We start from the raw sequence: 14,446 nt of genomic DNA, 5'->3' as shown, positions 1-14,446 counted from the left end.
TTCAAGGTAAAAAAGACTGCAGTAAGCTAGCCTTCCACATAAACGTCGTTGGAATACCATTAGCTTATACAGCAGCCTTCCCCATTACATGATTCGTTTAAACATTTTTTCCATTTCATATGTCGAATAATGGATAATGATTGGTCTTCCATGTGGACATGTAAATGGGTCTATCGTTTGGCGAAGCTCGTCAAGTAATGCAGCGATTTCATCTTGTCTTAAATGATGATTTGCCTTAATAGAGCCTTTGCAACTCATCATAATTGCCGCTTCTTCCCGTAGCTTTTTCACATCTACTTTTTTCATTTGGAGCAATTGTTCTATCATTTCCTCAATCGTTTCTTGTTCTTCACCTTGTGGAAACCACTGGGGATGGGATCGAATAATAAAGCTGTTTTGGCCGAATGGCTCTAGAAATACACCTACTTTTTCTAACTCATGTTGATATTCATTAATCTTTATATAATCATCAGTACTGTATTCTAGTGTCATGGGAACTAATAGATCCTGAAGTTCCTTTTCGACTCTCCCTACCTTCTCTTTAAAAAATTCATATTTAATTCTTTCCTGTGCTGCATGTTGGTCGATAATATATAATCCCTGATCATTCTGTGCAAAAATATACGTTCCGTGCATTTGTCCGATAGGGTATAGGGGAGGAACTCTTGAAGTATTGGATGTTTTGATTTCTTTAACATGATCTTCAATACTAGGTTCATTAAAAGCTTCATTAACGGATTCCTCCGCTACTTTCATATCTTCAGGCTTACTTTCGTGATCTTCTCCAACGTCATATAGCTTTTTCATTTCTTCTTTCGGCAGTAAAGGTTCCCTTTTGAAGCTATTGGATGTCCATTGGTTAGGTTGAGCATTAGAGCTTACCTGCTTTTCTGATACATGATCTAAGGACAGAAAAGTTTGCTCTGACCTCGGTTTTTCTTTTTTAGGCTGACTTACTCCAGATGGAATTAATTCACGATCACTAAAAACATCCTTAATACTATTGGATATAAGCTGAAATAGATCTTGCTCTTTACTAATACGCACTTCCATTTTAGATGGATGAACATTCACATCAACTAGAAGAGGGTCCATTTCAATGGATAAAAGAACAATTGGATAGCGTCCAATCGGTAGTAAGGTGTGATAACCTTCACCAATTGCTTTGGCTAACCCATAATTTTTAATGAATCGTCCATTGATCATGGTAGATATATAGTTTCTTGATGCACGAGTAATTTCTGGCATAGAGATATATCCTTTAATGGAGAAATCAAGTGAATCGGTCTCGACTCGGACCATTTTCCTAGCAATATTGATGCCGTAAATACCCGCAATCACTTGTCTGACATCCCCGTTTCCATTTGTGTGCAGGATACTTTTTCCATTATGGAGGAGTTTAATAGAAACTTCTGGGTGTGCAAGAGCAATTCGATTGACAACATCTGTAATATTTCCAAGCTCAGTATGGATAGTCTTCATGTACTTTAATCTAGCAGGAGTATTATAAAACAAGCTCGAAACCGTAATATCAGTCCCTTTTCGACTCGATGCTTTTTCATGTTTGATCACTTTTCCCCCATGAAGGGTTAAAAAGGTACCTGCTCCTTCTCCTGTACCCGTTTGAAGGTCAAGATAGGAAACAGAAGCGATACTTGGAAGAGCCTCCCCTCTAAATCCAAGAGTACGAATCCTGAAAAGATCATTTTCATCCTTGATTTTACTTGTCGCATGTCTTCTGAAAGCAGTAAGCACATCGTCTTCTTGAATCCCATCTCCATTATCAATAATTCTGATTGATGACAATCCCGCTTCCTCTATCAGGATTTCGACAATGGTACTATTAGCATCAATGGCATTTTCAACTAACTCTTTGACAACAGAAGCAGGTCTCTCTACGACTTCACCAGCAGCAATTTTATTTGATAGAGCATCATCAAGCTGAAAAATCTTCCTCAAGAATGATCACCTCCTTACCCTTTCATTTTTTTTTGTAATTTATATAGCACGTTTAGTGCCTCCATTGGCGTCATTTCTAAAATATCTAGATTCTTTATTTCATCCATTATTCGTTTTTCCTTTGTTGAAACCTTCTCTTCATTTGAAGTTTTCTCCTTAATTTCTTCCGAAAAGAAAGAGAGCTGCGCTAAAGAGTCGTCTTGTTTCTTTACAGGAGTCTGTTTTTCAGTGCTCTTTTCTCCTTTTTTCTCAAGCTCATTCAGGATTTCATTTGCTCTATTAATTAATTTAGCAGGTAATTCGGCAAGTTCCGCTACATGGATTCCATAGCTTTTATCTGCTGCTCCCTCTTTTACTTTATGAAGGAAAACGAGCTTTCCATTATGCTCCATTGCACTAACATGAACATTTTTTACCATCTGGAGTTGTTCTTCCAATGCCGTTAGCTCATGGTAATGAGTAGAGAACAATGTTTTTGCCCCTATATTCTCGTGAATATATTCGATAATGGCTTGAGCTAACGCCATTCCATCATAGGTAGATGTACCCCTGCCAATTTCATCGAATAGGATCAAGCTTTCTGTTGATGCATTAGTGATTGCATTTTTTGCTTCAAGCATTTCTACCATAAACGTACTTTGTCCAGATATGAGATCATCGGCAGCACCAATACGTGTAAAGACTTGATCAAATATCGGCAAGTTTGCTTCACTGGCCGGAACATAGCATCCAATTTGAGCAAGAATGGACGTTAGGGCCAATTGCCTCATAAATGTACTTTTCCCACTCATATTCGGTCCAGTGATGAGAAGAATTTCACGTTCTTTATCCATATAGCAATCATTTGGAACATATTCTTGTCGATCCATTACTTTTTCCACAACTGGATGACGTCCATCTTTAATGACAATACGTCTTTCTTCATTAAATAATGGCTGTGTGTAGTGTCGTTTTTCACTGACTGTGGCAAAACATTGGAGCACATCAATTTCACTCACTGTTTTTGCTAGCAGCTGTAGACGTGGAATATAGGCTTTAACCTTTTCTCTAATTCCCAAGAATAGTTCATATTCTAAATCAACACTTTTCTCTTCTGCTTGAAGAATGAGAGCTTCCTTTTCTTTTAATTCAGGTGTAATAAACCGTTCAGCATTTGTCAACGTTTGCTTTCTATCATATCTTCCTTCTTCAAGATGATGGAGGTTCGCTTTTGTCACTTCAATATAATAACCAAACACCCTGTTATATCCGACTTTTAATGAGCGGATTCCAGTACGTTCTCTTTCATCCTTTTCCAATTGAGCAATCCACGTTTTTCCGTTTCGACTAGCGTCACGATATTGATCTAATTCATTGTTAAAACCGTCTCGAATAAGATTTCCTTCTTTAATAGATAAAGGTGGATTTTCTACAAGCGCTTCTTCGAGTACTGAAGTCAATTCTTCACAGGGATCCATTTTTTCTGCTAAATGATCAGAAAGATCGTTTCCTAAACCTAGAATGACTTCCTTTAAAGCAGGAATTTGTTCCAATGATTTTTTTAACTGGATAAGATCACGTGCATTTACGTTTCCAAATGCTACCCTTCCTGATAGTCGTTCAAGATCATAGACCTCTTTTAGGCGTTCGCGAATGTCTTCGCGTTCAAAAAAGCTTTCTTTAAAAAGCTCCACTATAAGATGACGCTTTTCAATTTCAGTTCTATTGATTAATGGACGATCAATCCACTGTTTTAATAATCGCCCCCCCATTGCAGTCATCGTCTCATCTAATAACCATAATAGTGATCCTTTTTTCCCTTTTGAACGAATCGTTTCCGTTAATTCAAGGTTTCGTTTTGAATAATAATCCATTTTCATAAATTGATAGACTTCATACAACTCAACAGGTTGTAAATGGTCTAAGCTTCTTTGTTGTGTGCGATAGAGATAATTTAACAATCTTGATACGGTTTTTTGAAGATTCTCTTGTTCGACACCTGACAATAATTCATGCGCTTTCTCTGTTAAGCTATCGTTTTTTTCAAACGAAAGGGTGACATTCCCACGTGCACTTAAGAGTCTCTGTCCTTCTACACTAAAATCGGGATCAATGACCATTTCCTTCGCACCAATCGTAGCTAGCTCATTTAATACATCTGTAAATACATTGGAAACTTGTGTCACCTTTGACTCTCCTGTCGACAAATCGCAATAGGCTAGTCCATATGTAGTGTCATCCAAATGGGTTAAAGTTGCTATATAATTATTCTCTTTATCGGAAAGCCCCTTACCTTCCATTACGGTACCAGGTGTAACAAGCTGGACAACCTCTCTCCTCACAACTCCTTTTGCTTGTTTAGGGTCCTCTGTTTGTTCACAAATTGCCACTTTATAACCTTTGTCTATTAATTGCTCTATATAGTTCGGGGATGAATGGTAAGGGACACCACACATAGGGATTCTTTCCTCTCCACCACCATCACGACTCGTTAAGGTGATTTCAAGCTCTTGTGATGCACGGATTGCATCATCAAAAAACATTTCATAAAAATCGCCTAGACGAAAAAATAAAAAGGCATCCTGATATTCTGCCTTTACCTGTAAATATTGCTGAATCATTGGAGTATACTTTGCCATTCTAAACACCCAAACCTTTCCGTTCAAAACTACTAATCTAAACACATATTATAACATAGCCATCTCCGTTTGGGGACGGTTCTGGATTACGGTATCGCAGTAAAGCATTGAGGGACGGTTCTCGACTGCGTTAAAGCAGTCGAGAACCGTCCCTCAACACACTAAAGTCTTAAAGGAATTCAAGGAATTCGATTCGGTTACCGAAAGGGTCATTGATGAAGAGTCGATTTCTTCCCTTGATTGGTTTGTCTTCTTTTACTTCGATAGATGAAGCATTTAGGTGGTCTCTTAAGGCTTCTAGGTTTTCCACAACTATTGCTGGATGAGCTTTTTTAGCTGGAACGAATGGTTCCTCCACTCCTACATGAATTTCTTGTACTCCACATTGAAACCAACATCCTCCTCGGTTTCCGAGACTAGCCGGTTTTTCTATTTCTTCAAACCCTAAAATACCTAAAAAAAAGTTTCGTGCCTCTTTTTCACACCCCTTTGGTGCTGCTAATTGCACATGATCAAAACCAAGAACTTTATAAGTCATAATCCTCACTCCTCTTCCATTTATTTTATCCACAATTTATTACAATGCCAATTCGAAAATTTTAATGTTAGCTGATAAATATTTTGAATGAAGAAAAAAGAATAAAATACCCCTAAAGTCATGGTCGGTTCCTTTCGTAAATACCATACCACAAAAGTTCAAATCCTCTTGAAAATGCATAACAATTCAATCAGCTTTTTCTTCCCCCTTTTTTAAGCTACCTATAATATTTGTATCAGATGGATAATTTTGCAGATACTATTCTTACAAATTTCAAGGAGGTACCCTATGCGATCAAATAATGATTTTGTCGTTCTACTGATTTTTTCTATTTTTGGACTGGTAGCTACAACAATATTTAGTAGCGTAATTTTATCGCAAAATAAATATTTAAAATTCACGTTAGAAAATAATGAGAAAAAATAAAAATCATTCAGATCCTGAACAAGTATTGCTTTTCTTGTTCGGGATCTTTTTTTCATAGTAATGGTCAACCCACTCTTTTCCTCCAAAAGCATTCACTTATACTGTTTAGCCGACAAATTTCTAAAGAAATAAAAAAGGAATTCTTTGTCACTGTTTATTAAATTATGCTTAGATGAATCTTCACTTTTTTTACTTTTTGGACCTAAACGATTACGTCATATTGTAATATGACTTTGTCCTCCCCTTAAGAAAGGGGGTTTATACAGTGACTATTAAAAAGCAGCTAAATACATTTTCTTTCGAAGTATTGATTTGCATGCAAATGAGCATCAATGATTACTTACAAAAAAATTCAGATAGCGAAAATAGTAGTCTAGAAAATCTTCTATCATTCATCGATGTTGAGATCAGAAATAGAAAATCAACTAAATAGTAGTTAGTCTCTAAATTTACTAACTATAATTGTTTCATCTATAACAGGGGAGGTAAAAAGAAATACACATTTACATATTTCATACCACTATACCCCACTCTTCCCTGTGTTTTCCTTATTCTATAAAACGACTTTATTGCGGAACACCTAGTATATTAGACAAGAGTGCATTTTTTAAGCTTCGTTTTCAGTTTTTCCTTATGAAATCATCCATTCTAAAAATACTTAAGAACGGTTTAAATGAGAGCTAGAGCAGAGCAAACTTTCTTCCATCCATTTTTTGATTTATGTAAAAAAGAAAAAACTAGGAAGAACATCTCTTCCTAGCCCTAGCTATTCCTCGATGCCTTCTAAGAAGTCAGGATCGAGTTCTTCAAACTCTTCATCATCTACTTCGCAATCCCAGTCGTCATCGTCGCATCCTTCTGGATTTACAAGTACGCATACCTTTGTTTCCCCGATAACTTCTACTAAGAATTCGCGTTCGACATGAACAATTACCTTTGTACCACATGGTGAAATCACCGCTTCACAGCAATTAGGCTGTTGAAGTACTTTCGCACATACTTCTTTATCATCTAAGCAGTCTGGATCACGATATTTTAGCTTAATGACGTCTGTGTAATCTACTCTCTCAGTCACAACGGATGTTTTTCTGTTATCGTTGTGTGAGTACCAAACGTTAATATCATATGAGCCACAAACCTCGACTTTTTTGCCGACTTTGTGTGCTTCATACTCGTGATTTATGATCCAGCAGCCTAAAATGCTCGATGGATTATGCGGCGGGCAAATCGTATGATGAGACTGTGTGAATTTACGTCCCTTCGCTACGACCGCTTTTGTAATAATTTCTCTATATTCTGCCATTCGAGCGAACCTCCTCATTCATTTTCATTTCATCTTATGCGACCGTCTAGGTGTTTGTGCGAGTAATTTTAAATCGTTGACAAGATTGTTTTTGAGATAGTTCATTGTATGCGGAAAAATAATGAATGTTCCCAAATCGATTTATGCACACTTTATGGTGAGATAGTTAAAATACCCTAAAGGGGGAATAAGGGATGGAGCATAAAGGGTCAAGTGCTTATGACGAACAGGATTTTTTTGAAACATTTATTAAAAGGAAAATGAGAGCGGATAGCCCCAATAATGCAATTGAAAAACCAGCAATCATGGAACTACTCCCAAACCTCGAAGGAAGTAAAATTTTAGATTTAGGTTGTGGAGATGGATTGTTTGGAAAAGAGCTTTTAGAACAAGGGGCTTCCTTTTATAAAGGAATCGACGGGTCTGAAAATATGGCTGAATTAGCTAATAAAAATTTACATGGACTCTCATCTTCAATTGTATGTCAAAACCTAGATGAAGTGAAATTTGAAAAAAACCAATTTAACCTCATTACCTCTCGACTCGTGTTTCATTATTTACCTGAAATTCAACCGCTTTTCAATAAAATCCATGGATCACTGGTTCCAGGCGGCCATTTTGTGTTAAGTGTACAACATCCAGTCATCACGTCATATATGAGTCACCATAATGGAAAAGAAAAACGGGGACATTGGTTAGTCGATCACTACTTTAGAAGTGGCGAACGTATAGAAAGTTGGATGGAGCATTCCGTTGTCAAACACCATCGTACAATTGAAGAATACATATCAGCCGCCCTTAACTGTGGCTTCACTCTTAAAGGGATAAAAGAAGGAAAACCAGAACAAAAATTCTTTACTAATAAAGAAGAATACCAACGAAGGCAAAGAATACCTCTATTCTTAATCCTCTCACTTCAAAAATAAACATAAGCCTTCTTCTTTTCATAATTATCCTTTATAATGGAGAAACCCTAATATTCTTAGGAAAATGAAACGAAGAGGTGAGTGTTCTTGGCTAAAAGCAAGGCGAGAAAAAAGAGAGATCATCTTCTCCGGAATAACGGTAAAGATGCATCGCTCTTCAGAAACCAACAACCATCATTTAGTACACATGAAAGAAAAACGAAAACAAAGAGTGAACTTTTACTACGAAACCGTAAAAAACATAAAAAACGATTCCTCGATTCAGAAAATGAAAAGGGAATCGTTTTTATATTGGGCTGTTTTTTAAAAGTTTGTAGCTATCGAGATAAGTCGGATATACATTTTAGAAGCATTGAGTAGCCTAATTACACATAGACTCCTGCGGGAACAGTGGTCAAAGTATGACCCAGTATCGTAGAAAGGAAGCACGGGTAACCCTATGGTGTCCGAAGTATATTCAGGCTACGTCTTCAATAACAAAATCATTACGAAAACCATTATATTTTAAGAATGTCTAACAAAAAAACCGACCCCTAAGGATCGGCTTTATCGTTCATTAAGAACAACTGCCAGGTGTTGAATTTTTCACATTAGCTCCTGTTTCCCCACGTAATAAGTCTCCACCTGTCGATGTGATAATATTGTCTGTAACGGAATTAGATATGGCTGAGGCAACAATTTGAAGTAAATCATTGACATCAATCTGAGATTGTTTGAATTCCTGCACAACTGGAATATCATCCAATTCTTTTTCAAGCTTATCAATCTTTTCTTCAACCATTTTCAAGGCTTCCACTTTTCCATAGTGTTGAAAGTTAACGGCTTGTTTTTGTAAGCTTTTAATACTTGCAATTTTCTCACGTATTTTTTGATTTTCATGAATTTGTGCTTCTGCTTTTTTGAAGAAATCAACTTCTTCTGTTTCTGAAATCATTTTCGCCAAGTCTTCTGCTCGTGCGATAATATCGTCTTTTGTGTATTTTGCCATGTTATTTCACCTCTTCAGCTTCTTGAAACTCTGCTCCAATTGGTCCTGCCTCGACCATTTCACCATTTAGTGACCATGATTTTGCTTCCGTGATTTTTACTTTTACAAGCTTACCAATCACTGTTTTCGGTGCTTTAAAGTTGACGAGCTTATTTTTCCTTGTATATCCAGCCAGGATATCAGGATTATTTTTGCTTTCCCCTTCTGCTAATACCTCAACAACCTGTCCAACGTATTTCTTCATGGCTTCAGCTGAAAATTCATTCACTAAAGCATTTAAACGTTGTAACCTTTCTTTTTTCACACTCATCGGAACATTATCTTTCATTTTTGCTGCAGGTGTTCCTTCTCGCGGGGAATAAATGAACGTATAGGCAGCTTCGAAACCAACTTCACGATAGAGTGATAATGTTTCTTCAAACTGCTCATCCGTTTCATTTGGATACCCTACAATAATATCTGTTGAAAGCGATACATCTGGAATCGCTGCTTTAATTTTACGAACAAGCTCTAAAAACTGTTCACGGGTATATTTTCGAGCCATGATTTTTAAAACATCCGTTGACCCAGACTGTACTGGTAAGTGAATATGTTCAACTAAGTTTCCTTTTTTTGCTAATACTTCTATTAAATGATCATCAAAGTCACGCGGATGACTTGTCGTAAATCGAACCCTTGGGATGTCAATACTACGTAAATCATCCATTAATTGTCCAAGACCATAATCGATGTCTTCTAAATCTTTACCGTAAGCATTAACATTTTGTCCAAGCAGGGTAATTTCTTGATACCCTTGCGCTGCTAGTTGACGCACTTCTTGGATGATTTCTTCAGGGCGGCGGCTACGTTCTTTTCCCCGTGTATATGGAACAATGCAATACGTACAGAACTTATCACAGCCGTACATAATATTTACCCATGCTTTAATGTTCCCACGTCGAACTTTAGGGAGGTTCTCAATGACGTCCCCTTCCTTCGACCAAACTTCCACAACCATTTCCTTGGACATATAAGCATCTTTAAGAATGTTTGGTAAACGATGGATATTGTGTGTACCAAAGATGATATCTACATGGCGATGCTTTTTCAGAATTCGGTTTACAACCGATTCTTCTTGAGACATACACCCACAAATACCAATTAATAATTCAGGGTTTTCTCTTTTCAAATGAACTAAGTGACCAATTTCACCAAACACTTTATTCTCTGCATTTTCACGAATCGCACATGTGTTAAGAAGAATGACATCAGCATCTTCAGTTGTATTGGTTGCTTCATACCCAAGTGCCATGAATATTCCAGCCATTACTTCTGTATCATGTTCGTTCATTTGACAGCCGTACGTTCGAATGTAGAACTTCTTGCCTTCCCCTAAACCTTTAAATTCTATCGGAATATCAAAATCATTATGATATTTTACCTCTTCTTTACCACGCTTTTTTGCCTCTTTTAAAGAGGGTGGAATATATACACTTTGGAAGTACTTGCTATAATCCTTTTCAGATTTTTTGTCCGAAGGATTTGCAGACTCTACAAGTTGACCTTGTTTACGTTGTTCTTCGTTCATGAATAATCCCCTTTCTACCTATTAAATCATTATAATAAAACAGTTACACAAACTGTTTACCTATTTATCAATTGTGTTTGCCCATTACATTAGTATAAAGGTTTTACCCTATATGCACAACAAATTGATTAAACTGTTGATTTTTATATAAAATTTATCATTTTATCCCTTTCATTCTAAACTGGATGTTTGTCACTCTTAATTCCCTTAATGCATATCGTGATATAAGGAAAAGTCCCAAAGGGGGAGATGAAAATTAAGAAACAAGAAGGGGATACTCCCTTTTATACTATTTATCAACAAGATACCATTTTTTTAAAATCTGAATTAATGCGTTATAAAAAACTAGTAGAAGAACTCCAAAGTCGATATCTTCACCAAAAAAACGTATCACTTCAAGCAGAAAACAATTTATTACAAGATAAGCTCACAAATGCTGAAGAACAATTAAAGGTGAACGAAGCGTTTGAAGAGGAACTTCTCAAAGAAAAAAACATACTTCTCGATACCCAATATCGGTTAGAGGTTAAATTACAGAACCAGCAAGATGAACTCTATGAGAAAGCCTTAATAATAAATGCAATTAACGATCATAAACATGAAGTTGACCAAGAATTACTTTCATGCCAGAACGAAATTGATTCTTTAAAAAAAGATTTAGAACTCCAGGATGAACAATTTTTAAAGATGAAGGAAAGTATGGAATTACAGCGATTAGAAATGAAGGAGTTGTCCACTTTAAAGAAAAAACTCGAACAGCAGCTTGCAAAGGAGAACATGGAAAAAGAAAAATTAATTTCTGATGTTCAATCAAAAGAAGCACATCTTAAAGATCTAAAGGCTGCACTAGAGCTCTCAGAAAAAACCAAGAGAGAACTCCTCGATCAACTCCTTGAAAAATCACAGAACTTAGAGCGACTACTTTCTGAGAGAAAGCATCTTCACGAGAAATTTAATGAGGCAAAACAACAGCTTATTGAAGCAGAAAAAATGAAGGTCGATTTCTTTTGGGAAATTATCGAAGCATATAAAAAACAATTTGAAGAAAATGAATGGTGGCTTTCAAATCAATTTGCGGATATTGATCGAACGACCAGACAACAGGAGAAAAAATTAGAAGCTATTGAAAAAGATCAAATTTCTAATTTGAACGATTACAAGGACTACAAAGAAAAAGTACTAAAAGGGTTTCATGCTGTAGATGAAAAGTTTTCCCTTTTAGTCGAGCAATTAAATTCGATACGGGATCATAATGATAAAATGTCCCTTAACCTTTTTGAAATGAAGGATTTTGTTGAGAAGCAAAAACGTAGTCAAGCACAATTTATCATGAAACGCCAAAATACTCTACATGAAATACGTGGAGCTCAGCCTTATAATAATCAGAAACAAAAAAATGACTAAAAAGTCCGTCACCACATTTGGTCGAACTTAAAAGTTAAAGGCATAAGATATGCAAAATATACGGGAGTGTTTTGTATTATGTCTGGGCTTCCAGGTAAGATCGCATGTGGAGTCGGACTTTTTTTATTAACATTAAAACGAAATCATTATTTTATTGTTAGAACTTACTTGTAGTCTTTGATTATTAAAATAAACAAATCCAACAATGGTCGCCACATCTTGTTTCTCTAAAGATTCAATTGTAAATTGAATTCCCTCTATAACGGCAGATTCGTCTGGCATAATGGTGAGATCTTGAACGGATTCGATCCAATATTCACCTGTTTCATAAGCCTTTTCTAGCCAATCCTTCCCCATATACTGCCAACCTTGTGCACCTTGATTCCCTTGTACAGAGAAAATCTCGCTCATTTCCGGTGGAAGAATTTGCCCGCCTATTTCGATTTTATCTGTAGGGTCCATTCTAAAACAGACCTTAGGATTCAGTAATTCAGTGTTCCCTGTATTCTTTATGAGAAAATCCGCTTTAACAGAATAGCGATCGAGCTCTCTGTTCGGCATAACATTGTAGTCAAAATATACTTCTGCTTTCTGACTTTTCTCTTTCATTTTTGAAGCCTTTTTTCGCTTTGCCTCTAAATAATCCCTATCCTCTTGACTGTCCTCTTTCTTCCTATTCTTATTTTTGGCTGACAACTCATTTTCACTCGTAACTACGTTCTTTCCCTCAGCTTCTTTTAATGAAAATGGCATGAGTAATCTATCTATATTTAAATCAATGAAACTAGCTTGATCACTTTGAAGAATAAACTTTACGATGCAATTAGATAAAAGAATGGGAAGCTCTGATGTAAAAAAACGATTGTGTTCTGAAAATCGAACCTTACATTGAAGATGAGGGATATCATGAGTTAGGTCATTTTCAAGATAATAGTATCCTTTGAACACAACTTGTGGGAGATAAGGTTTAAAGTTTTCCCTTGCGTCAACTGTTTTTAATCGTTTATTTGTTCCTAATGCGATTTCCGTATTCTCGATTTGTTGATAAATCGCTTGTAAATCAACAAACAAATCACCTTCAGAATATCTTTTTTTCTCTGCTCTAGTAATCTCGATTCCGTAATGTTGAAGAAAAAGGTTCATTTTATTTAAGATTTCCTCATCATATTCCTCATTACCTGTATTAACAAGTACCCATACCTTCTTCCCTTTTAGCCTACTTCTAATTTCAAATGTCCCTTGCTCTTCATTCCAGTCTGTCTCAAGGTTATGTTGAACACAGAATAGCTGAAGGGACGCGATAGATCCATATGGTACAGTCCCTTTCGCTTTACCATTGATCTTAAGATTAATATCCACAGCAATCACCCTAATTAGATATTTATTCTATTTATCATATGAGTGGATCATCCAATCTATGAAATCAAATTTATAAAATCATTAGGCTGGTGCTTGTTTTAATCCTCTGCCCTCCCCTATCAATTCACACTCTCATAAACTAATAACATATCTATTATTGCCATTTTCACGAAAGGAGACTATTCCGATGATCACGCCACATGGAGGAAAGTTGGTTAATCGAATTGCAACCGATGCAGATCGAGAACGTTTATTGCAACAATCCGCTACACTACAATCCATTACGTTAAACTCTTGGAGTCTATCTGATCTACAACTAATAGCGAATGGTGCATTTAGTCCATTGACAGGATTTATGGGCCAAAAAGATTATTTAAGTGTTTTGAAAGATTTGAGGTTATCAGATGGTACGATCTGGAGTTTACCTATTACCCTTCCGGTTTCCAAAGATAAAAAAAACACTCTATCACTTGGTGAAACGGTAAACCTAAAAGGAGAAGATGGAAACATTTATGGGTTAATGCTAATTGAGGAAATGTATGAATACAGTAAAGAAGCAGAAGCACTATTTGTTTATAAAACGCTTGATCAGAAGCACCCAGGAGTCATTAAGACATTTGAAAAAGAGGAAGTTTATTTAGCTGGACCTATTACATTATTAAATCAGCCGCTAACATTCTCCGAGGATTACAAAACACCATTTGAATTAAGGAAAATTTTTCAAGAGTTAGGCTGGGAAACGATCGTTGCCTTTCAAACTCGCAACCCTATTCATAGAGCGCATGAATACCTTCAAAAAACCGCTCTTGAAAATGTCGATGGACTTTTAATACATCCACTTGTCGGAGATACGAAAAAAGATGATATCCCAGCTAATATTCGAATGAAAAGCTATAAAGCACTAATGCAGGAATACTACCCTAAAGATCGAGTTTTTCTCTCGGTGTTCCCTGCTGCCATGCGATATGCTGGCCCTCGTGAAGCAGTATTCCATGCCATTGTTAGAAAGAATTTTGGCTGCACCCATTTTATCGTCGGTCGTGATCATGCGGGTGTAGGAGACTACTATGGAACGTATGAATCACAGGAGATTTTCAATCAGTTCAGGAAAGATGAACTAGGAATTGAAATTTTAAAGTTTGAGCATGCCTTTTATTGCACTAAATGTTCTTGTATGGCTACATCAAAGACATGTCCACATCCAGTAGAAAATCATATTCATTTAAGCGGTACAAAAGTAAGAGCAATGTTAAGAAGTGGACAATTTCCACCGAAAGAGTTTTCAAGACCAGAAGTGGTTACTATTTTAATGAAAGAACTCAACCAAAATGAAAAATCGGATATTTGACTTTAAGGAG

General features: G+C 36.3%; 11 protein-coding genes. 4 read left to right on the top strand and 7 right to left on the bottom strand.

The window, feature by feature from the left end; genetic code table 11:
• Nucleotides 1-84: 84 nt before the first annotated feature.
• The 4 genes from mutL to JOC86_RS17095 all read right to left on the bottom strand — a co-directional run bounded on the left by mutL (nt 85) and on the right by JOC86_RS17095 (nt 6,844).
• Nucleotides 85-1,959 (bottom strand): DNA mismatch repair endonuclease MutL, encoded by a 1,875-nt coding sequence (gene mutL / locus JOC86_RS17110; protein ID WP_205174114.1) that lies wholly within the window; start codon nt 1,957-1,959, stop codon nt 85-87.
• 14 nt (nt 1,960-1,973) lie between these two features.
• Nucleotides 1,974-4,577: a DNA mismatch repair protein MutS gene (gene mutS, locus JOC86_RS17105; protein ID WP_205174268.1), complete on the bottom strand. Its 2,604-nt coding sequence runs from the start codon at nt 4,575-4,577 to the stop codon at nt 1,974-1,976.
• A 169-nt stretch (nt 4,578-4,746) separates the two neighbouring features.
• Entirely contained in the window at nt 4,747-5,115 is a 369-nt protein-coding gene (locus JOC86_RS17100) for a VOC family protein (RefSeq protein WP_205174113.1), read from the bottom strand.
• A 1,192-nt stretch (nt 5,116-6,307) separates the two neighbouring features.
• Nucleotides 6,308-6,844, bottom strand: coding sequence for an outer spore coat protein CotE (locus tag JOC86_RS17095; RefSeq protein WP_205174112.1), 537 nt, complete (start codon nt 6,842-6,844; stop codon nt 6,308-6,310).
• 194 nt (nt 6,845-7,038) lie between these two features.
• Between JOC86_RS17095 and JOC86_RS17090 the strand changes: the two genes are divergently transcribed.
• A complete protein-coding gene (locus tag JOC86_RS17090) occupies nt 7,039-7,770 on the top strand; it encodes a class I SAM-dependent DNA methyltransferase (RefSeq protein ID WP_205174111.1) in 732 nt (243 codons plus the stop codon).
• 87 nt (nt 7,771-7,857) lie between these two features.
• Nucleotides 7,858-8,130 (top strand): hypothetical protein, encoded by a 273-nt coding sequence (locus JOC86_RS17085; protein ID WP_205174281.1) that lies wholly within the window; start codon nt 7,858-7,860, stop codon nt 8,128-8,130.
• 196 nt (nt 8,131-8,326) lie between these two features.
• On the opposite strand, the gene JOC86_RS17080 is transcribed toward JOC86_RS17085, so the two are convergent.
• Nucleotides 8,327-8,758 (bottom strand): YlbF/YmcA family competence regulator, encoded by a 432-nt coding sequence (locus JOC86_RS17080; RefSeq protein WP_205174110.1) that lies wholly within the window; start codon nt 8,756-8,758, stop codon nt 8,327-8,329.
• Nucleotide 8,759: 1 nt separating this feature from the next.
• On the bottom strand, nt 8,760-10,325 hold the full coding sequence (miaB, locus tag JOC86_RS17075) for a tRNA (N6-isopentenyl adenosine(37)-C2)-methylthiotransferase MiaB (protein ID WP_205174109.1): 1,566 nt from the start codon (nt 10,323-10,325) through the stop codon (nt 8,760-8,762).
• Nucleotides 10,326-10,574: 249 nt separating this feature from the next.
• On the opposite strand from miaB, the gene JOC86_RS17070 reads away from it, so the two are divergent.
• The gene (locus JOC86_RS17070) at nt 10,575-11,729 is read left to right on the top strand and encodes a coiled-coil domain-containing protein (protein ID WP_205174108.1); all 1,155 of its coding nucleotides are present in this window, start codon (nt 10,575-10,577) and stop codon (nt 11,727-11,729) included.
• A 132-nt stretch (nt 11,730-11,861) separates the two neighbouring features.
• Here the strand turns inward: JOC86_RS17070 and JOC86_RS17065 are convergent, their stop codons facing one another.
• Complete coding sequence (locus JOC86_RS17065; protein ID WP_205174107.1) at nt 11,862-13,088, bottom strand: hypothetical protein; 1,227 nt, start codon at nt 13,086-13,088, stop codon at nt 11,862-11,864.
• 187 nt (nt 13,089-13,275) lie between these two features.
• Between JOC86_RS17065 and sat the strand changes: the two genes are divergently transcribed.
• Nucleotides 13,276-14,436 carry a sulfate adenylyltransferase gene (sat, locus tag JOC86_RS17060; protein WP_205174106.1) on the top strand — a complete coding sequence of 387 codons (1,161 nt, stop codon included), beginning with the start codon at nt 13,276-13,278 and terminating at the stop codon, nt 14,434-14,436.
• The last annotated feature ends 10 nt before the right edge of the window (nt 14,437-14,446 follow it).

Origin of the sequence: Rossellomorea pakistanensis (assembly GCF_016908495.1) — a bacterium.
Classification (GTDB): domain Bacteria; phylum Bacillota; class Bacilli; order Bacillales; family Bacillaceae_B; genus Rossellomorea; species Rossellomorea pakistanensis.
This window is presented reverse-complemented; position numbering and strand designations above follow the sequence as displayed.

Excerpts from the sequence above, each read along its gene's own strand:
- mutS (WP_205174268.1), bottom strand. The coding sequence starts at position 4,577 with ATGGCAAAGTATACTCCAATGATTCAGCAATATTTACAGGTAAAGGCA.
- JOC86_RS17100 (WP_205174113.1), bottom strand. The coding sequence starts at position 5,115 with ATGACTTATAAAGTTCTTGGTTTTGATCATGTGCAATTAGCAGCACCA.
- JOC86_RS17095 (WP_205174112.1), bottom strand. The coding sequence starts at position 6,844 with ATGGCAGAATATAGAGAAATTATTACAAAAGCGGTCGTAGCGAAGGGA.
- JOC86_RS17090 (WP_205174111.1), top strand. The coding sequence starts at position 7,039 with ATGGAGCATAAAGGGTCAAGTGCTTATGACGAACAGGATTTTTTTGAA.
- JOC86_RS17080 (WP_205174110.1), bottom strand. The coding sequence starts at position 8,758 with ATGGCAAAATACACAAAAGACGATATTATCGCACGAGCAGAAGACTTG.
- miaB (WP_205174109.1), bottom strand. The coding sequence starts at position 10,325 with ATGAACGAAGAACAACGTAAACAAGGTCAACTTGTAGAGTCTGCAAAT.
- JOC86_RS17070 (WP_205174108.1), top strand. The coding sequence starts at position 10,575 with ATGAAAATTAAGAAACAAGAAGGGGATACTCCCTTTTATACTATTTAT.
- sat (WP_205174106.1), top strand. The coding sequence starts at position 13,276 with ATGATCACGCCACATGGAGGAAAGTTGGTTAATCGAATTGCAACCGAT.